The sequence below is a fragment of the Alkalilimnicola ehrlichii MLHE-1 genome (assembly GCF_000014785.1).
Taxonomy (GTDB): Bacteria; Pseudomonadota; Gammaproteobacteria; order Nitrococcales; family Halorhodospiraceae; genus Alkalilimnicola; species Alkalilimnicola ehrlichii.
Window position 1 is genome coordinate 2,811,286 of record NC_008340.1, and the last position, 14,951, is coordinate 2,826,236.

General features: G+C 68.6%; 12 protein-coding genes. 6 read left to right on the forward strand and 6 right to left on the reverse strand.

Annotated elements, in window-relative coordinates; genetic code table 11:
• Positions 1-3: 3 nt before the first annotated feature.
• The 5 genes from purL to MLG_RS12525 all read right to left on the reverse strand — a co-directional run bounded on the left by purL (position 4) and on the right by MLG_RS12525 (position 7,212).
• Complete coding sequence (gene purL, locus MLG_RS12505; protein ID WP_011630207.1) at positions 4-3,891, reverse strand: phosphoribosylformylglycinamidine synthase; 3,888 nt, start codon at positions 3,889-3,891, stop codon at positions 4-6.
• Between the two features lie 23 nt (positions 3,892-3,914).
• A complete protein-coding gene (gene bamC, locus MLG_RS12510; protein WP_011630208.1) occupies positions 3,915-4,955 on the reverse strand; it encodes an outer membrane protein assembly factor BamC in 1,041 nt (346 codons plus the stop codon).
• A 12-nt stretch (positions 4,956-4,967) separates the two neighbouring features.
• Positions 4,968-5,840, reverse strand: coding sequence for a 4-hydroxy-tetrahydrodipicolinate synthase (gene dapA, locus MLG_RS12515; protein WP_011630209.1), 873 nt, complete (start codon positions 5,838-5,840; stop codon positions 4,968-4,970).
• A 115-nt stretch (positions 5,841-5,955) separates the two neighbouring features.
• Positions 5,956-6,582, reverse strand: coding sequence for a hypothetical protein (locus MLG_RS12520; protein ID WP_011630210.1), 627 nt, complete (start codon positions 6,580-6,582; stop codon positions 5,956-5,958).
• A gap of 18 nt (positions 6,583-6,600) precedes the next feature.
• Entirely contained in the window at positions 6,601-7,212 is a 612-nt protein-coding gene (locus MLG_RS12525) for a bactofilin family protein (RefSeq protein ID WP_011630211.1), read from the reverse strand.
• A 143-nt stretch (positions 7,213-7,355) separates the two neighbouring features.
• Between MLG_RS12525 and MLG_RS12530 the strand changes: the two genes are divergently transcribed.
• From MLG_RS12530 to MLG_RS12540, 3 genes are read left to right on the forward strand one after another with little or no spacing between them, the layout of a single operon-like run.
• Positions 7,356-7,907, forward strand: coding sequence for a glycine cleavage system protein R (locus tag MLG_RS12530; protein WP_011630212.1), 552 nt, complete (start codon positions 7,356-7,358; stop codon positions 7,905-7,907).
• Positions 7,908-7,947: 40 nt separating this feature from the next.
• The gene (locus MLG_RS12535; protein WP_011630213.1) at positions 7,948-8,418 is read left to right on the forward strand and encodes a peroxiredoxin; all 471 of its coding nucleotides are present in this window, start codon (positions 7,948-7,950) and stop codon (positions 8,416-8,418) included.
• 44 nt (positions 8,419-8,462) lie between these two features.
• Complete coding sequence (locus MLG_RS12540) at positions 8,463-9,815, forward strand: PhoH family protein (RefSeq protein WP_011630214.1); 1,353 nt, start codon at positions 8,463-8,465, stop codon at positions 9,813-9,815.
• Between the two features lie 111 nt (positions 9,816-9,926).
• Here MLG_RS12540 and MLG_RS12545 read toward each other — a convergent pair whose 3' ends face one another.
• Positions 9,927-11,006 carry an AI-2E family transporter gene (locus MLG_RS12545; RefSeq protein ID WP_011630215.1) on the reverse strand — a complete coding sequence of 360 codons (1,080 nt, stop codon included), beginning with the start codon at positions 11,004-11,006 and terminating at the stop codon, positions 9,927-9,929.
• A 130-nt stretch (positions 11,007-11,136) separates the two neighbouring features.
• Here MLG_RS12545 and MLG_RS12550 point away from each other — a divergent pair, with 130 nt between their 5' ends.
• The 3 genes from MLG_RS12550 to MLG_RS12560 all read left to right on the forward strand — a co-directional run bounded on the left by MLG_RS12550 (position 11,137) and on the right by MLG_RS12560 (position 14,641).
• Positions 11,137-12,594, forward strand: coding sequence for a M48 family metalloprotease (locus MLG_RS12550; RefSeq protein ID WP_156774680.1), 1,458 nt, complete (start codon positions 11,137-11,139; stop codon positions 12,592-12,594).
• 83 nt (positions 12,595-12,677) lie between these two features.
• Positions 12,678-13,553: a poly(R)-hydroxyalkanoic acid synthase subunit PhaE gene (locus tag MLG_RS12555; protein WP_011630217.1), complete on the forward strand. Its 876-nt coding sequence runs from the start codon at positions 12,678-12,680 to the stop codon at positions 13,551-13,553.
• Positions 13,550-14,641, forward strand: a complete 1,092-nt coding sequence (locus MLG_RS12560) for an alpha/beta fold hydrolase (RefSeq protein ID WP_011630218.1) — start codon at positions 13,550-13,552, stop codon at positions 14,639-14,641. Before MLG_RS12555 ends, MLG_RS12560 begins: the two co-directional genes overlap by 4 nt.
• Positions 14,642-14,951: the final 310 nt, after the last annotated feature.

A 14,951-nucleotide genomic window follows, 5' to 3' on the forward strand; every position in this document is an offset into this window, starting at 1 on the left:
GGTTCATCCGATCCAGCGCCGGGCGTTGCGGAACAACCGCAGCCAGGGGCCATCCTCCCCCCAGTCCGCCGGGTGCCAGGAATGCTGCACGGTGCGGAAGACCCGTTCCGGATGCGGCATCATGATGGTGTAACGACCGTCCACCGTGGTCAGCCCGGTGATCCCGCCGGGGGAGCCGTTGGGGTTGGCCGGATACTGCTCCGCGACCCGACCCCGACCATCAACATAGCGCATCGCCACCAAGTTGGCTGAAGCGGCCTTGCGCGGCCCGCTCTCCGGCCCGAAGGCGGCACGGCCCTCGCCGTGGGCAACGGTGATGGGCAGGCGCGAGCCGGCCATGCCGTCCAGGAACAGCGATGGCGACGGGAGCACCTCCACCTGGGAGAGCCGGGCCTCGAACTGCTCGGAGCGGTTGCGCACGAAGCGCGGCCAGAGTTCCGCCCCGGGGATCAGATCCTTGAGCTGGGAGAGCATCTGGCAGCCGTTGCAGACCCCCAGACCGAAGGTATCACCACGGTTGAAGAAGGCCTCGAACTGGTCGCGGGCCCGGTCGTTATAGCGGATCGAGCGCGCCCAACCACCACCGGCCCCCAGTACATCCCCGTAGGAGAAACCGCCACAGGCCACCAGCCCGGCGAAGTCGCCCAACTGCGCGCGGCCCTCGATGATGTCGCTCATGTGCACGTCCACCGCCTCGAAACCGGCGGCGTGGAAGGCGGCGGCCATCTCCACGTGGCCGTTCACCCCCTGCTCGCGCAGCACCGCCACCCGTGGGCGGGCGCCGGCGGCGACATAGGGGGCGGCCACGTCCTCCGCCGGGTCGAAGCGGAGCACCGGGTTCAGCCCCGGGTCGTCCGGGTCGGACAGGGTCTGAAAGGCCTCGTCGGCGCAGGCCGGGTTGTCGCGCAGGGCCTGCATGCGGTAACTGGTCTCGGCCCAGACCTGCTGCAGCGCGACCCGGGGCCGGTCGATGACCGCCTGGTCGTGGAAGCGGAACAGGAAGCGGTCGTCGTCGCGCACCGTGCCCAGGTTATGGCTGTGGGCGTCGAGGCCGGCCTCGCCCAGGCGGTCCAGCACGGCGTCCAACTCGGCCCGGCGGACCTGCAGCACGGCCCCCGGCTCCTCGGCGAAAAGCGCACCGATGACACCGCTGCCCAGGTTATCCAGTCGGATGTCCAGGCCGCAGCGGGCGGCGAAGGCCATCTCCGCCAGGGTGACGAACAGCCCGCCATCGGAGCGGTCGTGGTAGGCCAGCAGGCGGTCGTCGCGCAGCAGGTCCTGGACCGCATTAAAGAAGCCGACCAGCAGTTCCGGCTCGTCCAGGTCCGGCGGGGTGTCGCCCAGCAGCCCATGCACCTGTGCCAGGGCGGAGCCACCCAGGCGGTTGCGGCCTCGACCGAGATCGACCAGTAGCAGCACGGTGTCGCCGCCCCGGGTGCGCAACTCGGGGGTGACGGTGCGGCGCGCGTTGGTCACCGGCGCAAAGGCGGAGACGATGAGCGACAGCGGCGAGGTGACACTGCGGGTCTCGCCGTCCTGCTCCCAGACGGTCTTCATGGACAGGGAGTCCTTGCCCACCGGGATGGCCACGCCCAGTTGGGCGCACAGCTCCATGCCCACCGCCCGCACGGTATCGTAGAGCCGGGCGTCCTCCCCCGGGTGACCGGCGGCCGCCATCCAGTTGGCGGAGAGGTTGACCCGGCGGATGTCACCCACATTGGCCGCGGCCAGGTTGGTCAGGGCCTCGGTAACCGCCATGCGGCCCGAGGCGGGCGCGTCCAGCAGCGCCAGCGGGGACCGCTCGCCCATGGCCATGGCCTCGCCGGTATAGCCCCGGTAGTCGGCCAGGGTGACGGCCACGTCGGCCACCGGGGTCTGCCAGCGCCCAACCATCTGGTCGCGGGCCACCAGGCCGGTGATGGAGCGGTCACCGATGGTGATGAGGAAGTCCTTGGCGGCGACCGCGGGCAGCCGCAGCAGCCGCTCGCCGGCCTGCTCCGGATCCAGCATCTCGAAGTCGTCGGAGGAACCCACCGCCTCGCCACGCTCCACCTGGCGGTGCATCTTCGGCGGCTTGCCGAACAGCAGCTCCATGGGCACGTCCACCGCCGGCTCACCGAGCAGGCGATCGTCCAGCCGCAGCCGCCGCTCAGCGGTGGCATGGCCGATCACCGCCACCGGGCAGCGCTCGCGCCGGCACAGGGCGCGGAAGGCGTCCAGCCGCTCCGGGGCCACCGCCAGCACGTAGCGCTCCTGAGATTCGTTGCACCAGATCTGCATGGGCGACATACCCGGCTCGTCACTGGGCACCTCACGCAGTTCCAGCTCCCCCCCCCGGCCGGAGTCGTCGAGGATCTCCGGCACGGCGTTGGACAGCCCCCCCGCACCCACGTCGTGGATCGAGACGATGGGGTTGTCACCGCCCAGCGCCCAGCAGGCGTCGATGACGCCCTGGGCGCGGCGCTGCATCTCCGGGTTGGCACGCTGCACAGAGGCAAAATCCAGCGCCTCGTCCCCCTGACCGCTGGCCACCGAGGAGGCCGCGCCGCCGCCCAGGCCGATGAGCATGGCCGGACCGCCCAGGACCACCACCGGCGTGCCCTCCTGCAGCGCGCCCTTCTGCACGTGGGCGTCGCGGATGTTGCCCATGCCGCCGGCGATCATGATGGGCTTATGGTAGCCGCGCCGCTCGCCGCCGGCCTCCACCTCCAGGGTGCGGAAATAGCCCGCCAGGTTCGGGCGCCCGAACTCGTTATTGAAGGCGGCCGCACCGATGGGCCCATCCAGCATGATGTCCAGCGCTGAGGCGATGCGCCCGGGGCGGCCGTAGTCGGACTCCCAGGGCTGTTCGTAACCGGGGATCCGCAGGTCGGAGACCGAGAAGCCCACCAGCCCGGCCTTGCTGCGGGCACCGATCCCGGTGGCCGCCTCGTCGCGGATCTCGCCGCCGGCCCCGGTGGCTGCCCCCGACCAGGGCTCGATGGCGGTGGGGTGGTTGTGGGTCTCCACCTTCATCACCAGGTGCGCCGGCTCCTGGTGCTCGCCGTAGACCCCCGTACTCGGGTCCGGAAAGAACCGCCGGGCCTCGTGGCCGCGGGCAACCGCAGCATTGTCGGCGTAGGCGGACAGCACCCCCTCCGGGCGCTGCTGGTGGGTGTTGCGGATCATCGCGAACAACGATCGTGCCTGGCGCTCGCCGTCGATGGTCCAGTCGGCGTTGAAGATCTTGTGCCGGCAATGCTCGGAGTTGGCCTGGGCGAACATCATCAGTTCCACGTCCGTGGGGTCGCGGCCCAGGGCTTGGTACTGCTCGACCAGGTAGTCGATCTCGTCGTCGGCCAGGGCCAGACCCAGGGCCTTGTCGGCCTGTACCAGGGCATTGCGCCCGCCCGCCAGCAGGGCCACCCGCTGCAACGGGGCCGGCTCGTCCTCCCGGAACAGCGCCGTCTCCGGCTCGCCCGCCAGCCAGACAGTCTCGGTCATGCGGTCATGGAGCACCGCGCCCAGCTGCCCCCAGGCGGCCTCGTCGGGCTCATCACCAGCGGCAACGGTGTACGCAATGCCCCGTTCCACCCGGGACACGGCCTCCAGCCCACAGTGGTGCAGGATGTCGGTGGCCTTGCTCGACCATGGCGACAGGGTGCCCGGTCGCGGGGTCACCAGCACAGTGCGCCCTGTGACCCCACGGTCCGGCAGATCGGGCCCGTAGTCCAACAGCCGGTTCAGCAGGGCCTGCTGCCCGTCGTCCAACGGCTCCCGGCTGGCGGCGAAGTGGACGAAACGGGCCTCGACCGCCTGAACACCGGCGTGAACGGACTGCAGCGCCTCGAGGAGGCGCTGCAGTCGAAAATCCGACAGGGCCGGCCGGCCCTGCAATCGCAACACGTGCATCGAAATTTCCCTTAAGGCATAGGCTAACGCATCTGCTCGGAGAGCAACGCCAACAGGCGCTGGGCCAGGTCCTCGTCAATAGGCGCCCCGTCCACGGTCTCCACCACCAGCTGACTGCCCCCGGTCCGGGACTCGAGCAACAGGCGGTAGGGCTGAGGCCCCTCCGGTTCGTCCTCACGCCAGAACGCGAATCGATCCAGGAAACCCCGCTCCGGCGCCCCCTCCTCCGCGTGCGGATCATAGCGGATAAGATACTCGCCCGCGCTGCGGTCCCGATCGTCCACGGTGAAACCGAGCTGGTCCAGCGCCAGACCGGTCCGGCGCCAGGCGGTCGCGGGTTCGTCGTCGAGCAGCAGCACCGCCCGGCCCTCGTCGTCTTGGTCGAGCCGGGCCCGCGGAGTGGCCTCCAGCGTGCCCAGTTGCCGGGCGGCCTCGGTCTGCCGGAGGCCCAGATAGACCATGAAGCCGCGCAGCACCTCCGCCTCGGCAAAGCTGTCGGAAGGGCGCCATCGCCAGCGTTCGTCCTCGCGGACGGCGGCGCTGTGGGCAACGTGCAGCTCGGAGGTTCCGCCGTCGACCGGCTCCAGCCGGAAGCGGAAACGCTCGGCCAGGGCACCGTCGCCGGCCTCATCCACGGTCACCGGGGTGAAGACACCGCGACCGGCATCCACCCGCCCCTCCAGCCACTCCGTCTCGACCAGCCCCAGCGGAGGCGAGACCTCGGCCACCGGGATATCCTGCACCTCCAGGAACTGCTGCAGCCACTCCCAGACGTCCTCCGGGGCGGCCTGCAGCTCCAGCCAGCGCTGGCCTCCGGCCCGCTGGACGCGCACATCGGCGGCGGGATCGGGCAGCAACGTGCGCGACAGCGCCTCGGGGCTATCGGGGCGGCCGCGCTGCACCTCGGGCACGCCCATGGCGTCGGAGTACTGCGCGGTCAGGTCCGGTGGCAGCTTGAGACGCTCCGGATAATCCAGGCGTTCCGGGTCCATCTCCGGCCGGCCACAGGCCGCCAGCACCAGGGCCGCCGTGGAGGCGGCCAGAAATCGGATAATCAGTCGCATGGTATGTCTGACTCAGAGCGAGCCGGCCAGTTTCATGGCCTGGCGTACAGTTTCGTGGTGCTGTTCGGAAAGCTCCGTCAGCGGCAGCCGGATGCTCGGGCCACACAGCCCCATCTGGCTGACGGCCCACTTCACGGGGATCGGGTTGGACTCCAGGAACAGGGCCGAGTGCAACGCCGCCAGGCGGGCGTCGATGCGGCTCGCCTCCTCCTCATCACCACGCAGCGCGGCAGCGACCATGTCGTGCATCTGTTGCGGTGCGACGTTGGCGGTCACCGAGATGACGCCCTTGGCCCCCGCCAGCACCGCTTCCCGGCTGAGGCCGTCCTCGCCGCTGAAGACATCGAGCCGGTCACTGCAGCGCTCGACCAGATCGTGCACCCGCTCGATGGTGGAGGCCTCCTTGATGCCGACGATGTTGGAGATGTCCGCCAACCGGTCCACTGTATCCGGCAACAGATCGCAGGCGGTGCGACCGGGGACGTTGTAGAGGATCTGCGGGATCGCCACCGCATCGGCGATCGCTGCAAAGTGGCGGTAAAGGCCGTCCTGGGTGGGCTTGTTGTAATAGGGCACCACCAGCAGCGTGGCGTCGCAGCCGCCCTCCATCGCGCAGCGGGTGAGCTTGATCGCCTCCCACGTGGAGTTGGCGCCGGTGCCGCCAATGACCGGAATACGGCCGCGGGCGGCCTCCACCACCTTGCGCATCACATGGCAGTGCTCGTCGTAATCCAGCGTGGCGGACTCACCGGTGGTGCCCACGGCCACGATGGCATCGGTGCCGTGCTCCACGTGATAATCCACCAGACGCGCCAGCGACACCTCATCCACCGCGCCGTCCGGGTGCATGGGCGTCACCATCGCCACCATGCTGCCATGGAACATCGCCACCTCCGCAAAACCTGATCAGGGATGAGGCAGCATGGTACTTCCGGCGGGGGTGAGACACAAGAAGGCGCAGGCCGGGCACAAGCGGGCCGGACGCAGCGCGCCCGGGCACTCAGGACACCGGATGGTCGACCCGCAACAGCAGCTCCTGCATCCCATTGGCCAGCAGCCTGCCGTGCTCATAACGGAAGCCGGAGAGATGACGCTTTAACTCCGAGAGCGGGTGGCCGGCAGCCACCTGCAGCCCTTCCGGCGGATCGTGATACACCATGAGGTGATCTGCTCCTGCCGGCACCACAGCATGAACTCTGCCGGCCGCACCCCGCTTGGTGGGCCGCTGGATCACGGCGTGCAATAGGCAACGCGAATGGCCGCGCGTTGCCAAAATCCCGGTCAGCACGCTGATGTCCTCCAGGGTCAGACCATCCAGCAGGTTCCAGCAGAGCACGAGGGAGGCGCGCTCACCCAAAGCGGGTGGGAACAGCCCCTTGAACCAGGCGGCCGGGTCCGCACCCGACCGGGGGCCACCACCCGCCTTCAGCGCACCCGGTAGATCGACCACGTCGACCCGGCAGCGGTGGCCGGAGAGCAGGTCCAGCACTGCCTGACGGGCGGGACCGAGATCAAGCACCAGGTGGCGCCGCCCGTCGTCCAACGATTGCACCACGGACGACAACAAAGGCGCCCGCACCGTGACGCCGCTCGCGTCCGGGCGGGCACCCGCCTCGGCGGTTAACATAGCGCCCCTCCGGACCGGCTAGCGGCCCACCGCCTGGTCCGAACCGAGGTTGCTCTCAGCCTTGGCAGCAGCGTCGTCATCAGCGTCGGTGTCGGGAGCGCGCACCTTGGCCCCGGCCCCCGTGGCGGCCTTGGGCTTCACGCCCCCCGACCCCGATGCGGTCGTTACCCCGGCGCGGCCACCGGGGAAGGTCCTGGCCAGCACATCGCTCTGCTCGTCCATATCGATGGAGCCATTGAACCGGGCGCCATCCTCCAACGTGACCCGAGGCGAGGCGATGCTGCCGCGGACCCGGGCACTCCGACGCACGACCACCTGCTCGGAGGCCACCAACTGACCTTCCATGACGCCGTCGAGGTAGATCACCTGGGCGTAGATATCGGCCTGCACCTCACCCTGACCACCAACCGTGACGCTATGGTTCTTGACCTCGATACTCCCTTTGACTTTGCCTTCAACAACCAGATCCTCGTCACCACGGATTTCCCCGTCGACATGGATCGAGGGGCCGATGACCGCTGTGGGCCGCGTCCGGCCGACCGGCACCGAGACAGGCTCGCCGGTGGTGTCGTCACGGGGATCGTCCAAGTGGCCTGGAGCGGCCTTGGGGGCTTCACGTTTGTTGAACATGTCCAGAGCTTCCCTGTCTCTATGGTGGGAGTTTGACGCTAACCGGCCCGGCCCTCCCAGTCAAGGCCGACCCGGACCGGACCCGGTCAGCAGCCGTGCTAGACTCCGGCAGTCAGACACCCTGCCGAGGATGACGCATCACCATGTCGAGCACGGACCCCGCCATCGCCAACCTGTTGGTCATCACGGCCCTGGGGCACGACCGCCCCGGGCTGGTCAGCGATCTGGCCGCTGCCGTCGGCGATACCGGCTGCAATATCCTCGACAGCCGTATGAGCACCCTCGGCTGCGAGTTCGGCATCATGATGCTGGTCTCCGGGCGCTGGGACGAGTTGGCACGTCTGGAGGCGGGGCTGTCGGGCGTGGGCCGGCGGCTGGGCCTGGTGTTGCAGTCGCGCCGCACCGAGCGGCCTGCCGCCACCGGCCAGTCGCTGCCCTACGCCGCTGAGGTGGTCGGGCTTGACCAGCCGGGTATTGTCAGTCAGTTGGCCGGCTTTTTCGCCCAGCGCGAGATCAACATCCGGGATCTGTCCACCGCCAGCTATCAGGCCCAGCACACCGGCACCCGCATGGCCACGGTGCAGTTGACCATCGATGTGCCCGCGGCACTCCACCTGGCCACCGTGCGCGATGAGTTCATGGAGTTCTGTGACCAACTCAACCTCGATGCCATGATCGAGCCGCTGAAGCAGTGACGCCCATCGGCGGCCGACCCGAACGGGAGAGGAGAGAGCCGTGACTACGATCCAAGTCGAGCAACCCGTCCCTGATTTCCACGCCGAGGCCACCGGCGGCGATCCCGTCACCCTGGCCGGTCTGCGCGGACAGTGGGTGGTGCTGTTTTTCTACCCCCGGGCCAACACCCCCGGTTGCACCCTGGAGGGGCAGGATTTCCGCGACTTGCATGATGACTTCCGCAAGGCCGGCGCAGTGGTGCTGGGGGCCTCACGGGACAAGCTGCGCACCCAGGAGAACTTCAAGGCCAAGCATGGGTTCCCCTACCCTCTGCTGGCCGATCCCAACGAGAGCCTGTGCGAGCAGTTCGGGGTAATGAAGGACAAGAACATGTATGGCAAGAAGGTGCGCGGCATTGAACGCAGCACCTTTCTGATCGACCCGTCGGGTGTGCTGCGCCGGGAGTGGCGCAAGGTCCAGGTCAAGGGGCACGCCCAGGAGGTGCTGGAGACCCTGCGCTCGATGCAATAGCCGGCCCGGCGCCTGCCCGGGCGCCGAAGAGGGATACCACTGAGATGATCAACGCCGCATCGGCACCGGGCCGGCTCTACGTGCTGGATACCTCGGTGCTCATCCACGACCCCACCGCCCTGTTCCGCTTCCAGGAGCACGGCATCTGCCTGCCCATGGCCGTACTCACCGAGTTGGACGCGGCCAAACAGGGCCATTCGGACATTGCCCGCAGCGCCCGCCAGGCCTCCCGCTTTCTGGACGGCCTGCTCAGCGGCACCGACCGGGCGGCCCTGGCCGCCGGGGTGCCGTTGGTCGACACCGACCCGGGGGCCACCGGCCGGCTCTGGTTCCACAACGCCGACGACCGGCCCGGCGACAGCGGCATCCTGGCCAGTGCCGACCAGCTCACCCGGGAGCTGCGGCATACCCAGGTCACGCTGGTCAGCAAGGACGTCAACCTGCGGGTCCGTGCCCTCGCCAGTGGCCTGCGCGCTGAGGATTACCGCAGCGACCGGGTCACCGAGGATCTGGACCTACTCCAAAGCGGCATCGACACCCTCCCGGACGCCGTGTGGACGGCGCGTCGCGAGACGCTGCTGGAGAACGGTCAGGAGGGGGTGCGCATCCCGCTGCCCGAGGGCACCCACTGGTTCCCCGGCCAGTGCCTGCACCACGACGAGAGCGGCTTTGAGGGCATCGTCCGGCAGGCGGAGCCGGGGGCCTGCTGGGTGGAACCGGTGCAGGATTTTCGCGGCGACGGCGGCCCCTGGGGGGTGCGCGCCCGCAACCAGGAACAGAACTTCGCGCTGAATCTGCTGATGGACCCGGAGATCGACTTCGTCAGCCTGCTCGGCCCCGCCGGCACCGGCAAGACGCTGCTGACCCTGGCCGCCGGTCTGGAGCAGACCCTGGAGCTGAAGCGTTTCGTGGAGATTGTCATGACCCGCGCCACCATCGCCCTGGGCGAGGACATCGGTTACCTGCCCGGCTCCGAGGAGGAGAAGATGACACCGTGGATGGGGGCGCTGGCGGATAACCTGGAGGTGCTGGGTCAACCGGAGAGCGGTGGCGACTGGGGGCGCGCGGCCACGGCCGATCTGGTGCAGTCGCGCATCAAGCTGCGCTCGCTGGCCTTCATGCGCGGCCGGACCTTCGTGCGCCGGCTGCTGATCCTGGACGAGGCGCAGAACCTGACCTCGAAGCAGATGAAGGCGCTGATCACCCGGGCCGGGCCGGGCACCAAGGTGGTCTGCATGGGCAACCTGGGGCAGATCGACACTCCCTACCTGACCGAGTCCAGCTCCGGCCTGAGCTGGGCGGTGCAGCGCCTGCGCGACTGGCCCCACAGCGGGCACATCACCTTGCAACGGGGCGAGCGCTCGCGGCTGGCGGATTTCGCCAACGAAGCGCTGTGACGCGTTGACCCAGCATCACCACGGACGGAGGGGCTTCGGATAGCGCCGTTGGGTGGGGTCGCGGCCGCGACCCCACCCAACGGCGACACCAGCGAAAGGATGGTTGCCTCATCAGGCCTCGCCCTGGGCTTGCTCCCGGTGGCTGGCGGCGGACGGCCAGGCCTTGATGACCGCCTGGATCAGGGTCGCCAGCGGGATGGCGAAGAACACCCCCCAGAAGCCCCACACCCCACCAAAGACCAGGATGGCCACGATGATGGCCACCGGGTGCAGGTTGACCGCCTCGGAGAACAGCAACGGGACCAGCACGTTGCCGTCCAGCGCCTGGATAATGAAATAGGCCACCATCAACCAGGCGAACTCCGGGCTGACCCCCCACTGGAAGTAGGCAATGATCGCCACCGGCAGGGTCACCACCGCCGCACCCACGTAGGGCACGATCACCGACAGCCCCACCATCACCGCCAGCAGCATGGCGAACTGGAGCCCGAACAACGAAAAGGTGATGAAGGTGACCGCCCAGACGATGATGATCTCGACGAATTTGCCGCGAACGTAGTTGCCGATCTGCAGGTCCACCTCGCGCCAGACCTCCGAGGCCAGGCCCCGGTCCCGCGGCAGGTGGTCGCTCAGCCACTGCAGCATCAGCCGCTTGTCCTTCAGGAAGAAGAACACCATGAACGGCACCAGCACCATGTAGACCAGCAGGGTGACGATGACCACCACCGACTGGAAGGAGAACGAGGTCACCACCCGCTGGGCCCAGTCGATGAGCTCGCGGCGCAGGCCGTCGATGATCTCCCGCATCTGGGCCTCGCTGAACAACTGGGGATAGTGCTCCGGCAGTTGCAGCAACAGCGCCTGCCCCCGCGCCAGGATCGCAGGCAACTGCTCAACCAGCTGCACCAACTGCCGGTAGAGCACTGGGAAGAGGACCAGGAAGAGGGCCAGCAGGAAGGCGGTAAAACTGAGGAACACCACCGTGACCGCAGCGAGTCGCGGCACCCGCCACCGCTCCAGATAGCGCACGAACCCCTCCAGCAGATAGGCCAACACCAGGCTCGCCAGCACCGGCGCCAGCATATTGCCCATGAAGAGCACCACGCCGAAGCCCAGCAGCAGGACCAGGCCCAGCACCACCACCTGGGGGTCGTTGAACGTTCGGGAGAACCAGTCTCTGATCAGTTGCATGGGTATCCCGTGGGATTCGGTCGTCCTGTCCGCCGGCGCCCCGACATCATAGCCACAAATGCCCCCCGGCGGTAACCTGTAGCCAGTGACGGAACCCCTCATCAAGCCCGGGGGTCTCAACAAGGTGATCATGAACGCCCGCCAAGCCTTTCAGTTGTTCATCGCGGCGCTCGTGGCAGTGGCCATGCTGCTCGCCAGCGTGACCGCCGCGCGGGCCAGCGAGGAGTTGCGCCTGCCTGATATGGGCAACCCCGCCGCTCAAGTCCTTTCGCCCAGCGACGAGCAGGCGATCGGGGACGAGCTGATGCGCCAACTCCGGCAACACCTGCCGCTCGCCGATGACCCTGAGATCACCGCCTATATCGATGAGCTGGGCCAACGGCTGGCGGCTCACAGCGACATGCCGGGGCTGCGCTTCACCTTCTTCGTGGTGGAGGACGACAATATCAACGCCTTCGCCATGCCCGGCGGCTACATTGGCATCAACACCGGCCTGCTGGACGCGGCGCGCTCGGAGAGCGAACTGGCCGCGGTCATGGCCCACGAGATCGCCCACGTCACCCAACGCCATATCGCCCGGCATTATGCCTCGGCCCAGCGCTTGAATCTGCAAACAGCCGCCGCCCTGCTGGCCGCGGTACTGATCGGCGCCTACGACCCCCAGGCCGGCAGCGCCGCCGCCATGGCCGGCATTGGCGGCACCCTTCAGCAGCAACTGAGCTACTCCCGGGGCTTTGAGCGCGAGGCCGATCGCGTGGGTTTGCGTATCCTCGCCCGTTCCGGGCTCGACCCGCAAGGCATGCCCGGCTTCTTCGAGCGCCTGCTTGAGGCCAGCCGCTACCGCGAGCGCGCCCCCGAATACCTGAGCACCCACCCGCTGACAGAAAACCGCATCACCGAGGCCCGCGCCCGCGCCGACGCCTACACCGTGGACGCCCCCCTGGAGAGCGGCCGGTTCCACGTCATGCAGGCCCGCCAGCAGGTGCTCGCGCAGGGCGATGCCCGCGAGGCCGTTCAGCGCTTCCGCGCCCGCGCGGAGCAGACCCGGGGTGCGGAGCAGATCGCCGCCCGTTACGGGCTGGCCCTCGCATTGATCCGCGATCGGCAGTTCGACGAGGCCGAGGCCCTGCTCTCTAAGCTGGAGGCGGACCTCTCCGGCCAGCCGGCATGGCTGCTGGCGCGCGGCCGCCTGCAGCAGCGCTCCGGCGACCCGGCACAGGCGGCGGCCACCTTGCGCAAGGCTCAGGAGCTGTTCCCGGGCAACCGCGCCGCGCCCACCTACCTGGCGGACGCCCTGTTGGATGCCGGGCAGCCCAATGAGGCCCGGCAGGTGCTCACCCGCGCGGTACGCGACCACCCGAACCACCCGGAACTCAAGCGGCGCCTGGCGGAGGCGGCCAACGAGGCCGGGCGCCCGGTGGACGCCCACCTGGCCATGGCCCGCTACTACCACCAGCTCGGGGACCTGAACAGTGCCCTGGGGCAGTTGAGAGAGGTGGAGCACCACCCGCAAGCCGATTACTACCAGGCGTCCCGGGCGGCGGCGCTGAAGCGGGACTGGCAGCAAGAGGCCGCGCAACGGGACTGATCGCCTCGGACACAAGCCGCCCCCTTACCCACACTGGTAACGGTGATAGACTGACGCCCCAGCACAGGGGGAAATCGGCCGCAGTGTCTGACCAAGGGGAGCAAACCCATAGCGACTGGCGCGCCTGGGCGGATGCCGCCCGGGAGCAGGTCCGTGCGTTCTGGTCCACCACGGTTGAGCTGTGGTCGGAGCAGCACCTGGGCCCGGCACTGGCAGTCCTCCAGGCGGCTGAGAGCGAGGGCGAGCGCCCCGACCCTGCGGCCCTGCACGCCGCCCTGGCGCCCCTGCGACAGCAACTCGAGCAGGGCTTCCGTCATCTCCACCAGACCCTGGACTGGGGGCAGGGCCTGCGCCAAACCCTGGGCAGCGACACCCAGGACACCCCGCCGCCCGCCTGGCTGCGTCCCTGGCTCGACCTGGTCGCCGCCCGGCTCGGCCCCTGGGCGGACCATCAGGCCCGTCAACAGGCACTGATAGAGGCCGGGCTTCGCCACCAGATGGCTCTGGAACGCTTCCTGGGGCAGACCCGCGAGGCCGCCCTTGCTGGAGTGGAGCGATTGGCCGATGAGCTGGCGGCCTCGCCGCCGGCCCCACCCACCCTGCAGGCGGTACGTGATCGCTACCTGCAAGCGAGTGAGCAGGCCTGGGAGGAGCGGCTGGGCACCGACGACTATCGCCAGGCCTTCGTCGCCCTCAGCGAGAGCAGCCTGGGCTACACCCGTGCGCTGCAGCAACACCTGGACCACTGGCTGGGCCTGCTGGATCTGCCCACCCGGCGCGGCCTGCACAGTACCCAGAAGCGGCTGCATGAACTCCGCCAGAGCCATCGGGCCCTGGCCAAGGAACTGGAACGGGCCGATCTCGACGGCTTGCGGGACGAGGTCCGCGCGCTGCGTGAGGAGGTCCGCCGGCTGCGGGGGACCGGCGCTGATGGGCGGACCGGGGAGAGGCCGGCGTGACCTCAGGCCTACCCCCGGAACGCGGGGAAGACTCCCTTAACCCGTCAATGGCCGCTCTGCAGGCGGTCCTGGATGAGTGCGCGGCTCTGCAGCCGGTCACCGTGGGCGAGACCCCGCGCACCGCCATCCACACCCTGCCGCCCGCCACCCTCTACCATTACCCTCCGCCCGCCGATACCCAAGCCCCGGAACCAGAGGCAAGGCGCCCGCTGCTGGTGCTCTACTCCCTGGTCAACCGCCCCTATCTACTGGACCTCTCTCCCCAGCGCTCATTGCTCCGGGGTCTGCGCGACAGCGGCCTGCCGGTCTATTTGCTGGACTGGGGTCGGCCGGAGCCGGCCGACCGTTTTCTCGGGCTGGACGACTACCTCTGCGACATCCTGCATGAGGCGGTGAAGGAGGTGAGCCGCCGCCATGGCGGTCAGCCGGTGGACCTGCTGGGGGTCTGCCAGGGCGGTACCTTCTCGCTCTGCTACACGGCCCTGCACCCGGAGCGGATCGGGCGGCTTGCGACCCTGGTCACCCCCGTCGATTTCCACTGCCCCGGGGACACCCTCGGCGCCCTGGCCCGGGAACTGAACCTGGGGCTGGCGGTGGAGACCCTGGGCAACATCCCCGCCGATCTGCTCAACCTGGTCTTTATCAGCCTCAAACCGGCCGAACTATTGTCCCGGCGCTACCTCCAGCAGCTCCCGCAGTTGCGCCACAACCGCGATGCCCTGCAGGACTTCCTGCGCATGGAGCGCTGGATGTACGACAGCCCGGACCTCAGCGGCAGGGCCTTTCTGGAGTTCGTCCGCGAGTTCTATCAGGACAACGCCCTGGCCCGCGGCACGCTCACCATCGGCGGCCGCGAGGTGGACCCGACCCGCATCCGGCAGCCGGTTTTCAACGCCTACGCCACCGCGGATCACCTGGTACCCCCGGCCGCGGCCCGCGCCATGGGCACGCTGCTGAGTAATGCCGACTACCGGGAGGAGGCGGTGCCCGGGGGACACCTGGGGGTGATGCTGAGCAAGAAGGCCCGACTGGGCCTGCACCAGCGCCTGCAGGATTGGCTGGCACAGCCCCTCCCAGCGGCCCCATAGCCCAGTGGCCCGCTTGGAAAAACCGGCAAGACAGCACGTTATGACGCCTTGCTCATGATGCGGCGCGTCAACGAAAGTACTTGCCATGACGATTTGCCGCACTACAATGGCTTCCCATCAGCTGGTTGAGACAATATGCCGCAGAGCAGCCAGCCGGACGGTGTAGCAGGCAAAAAAAACCCCCTCGGGAGAGGGGGCAAGAGGAAGGCGACGTTTACCTAGGATACGCGCCGCCAGGAGGAGACCGACTAATAACTATAACAAGCAGTCCTTGCCAAGGCGCTCCATAAAAAGCGCCTGTCATCAGACA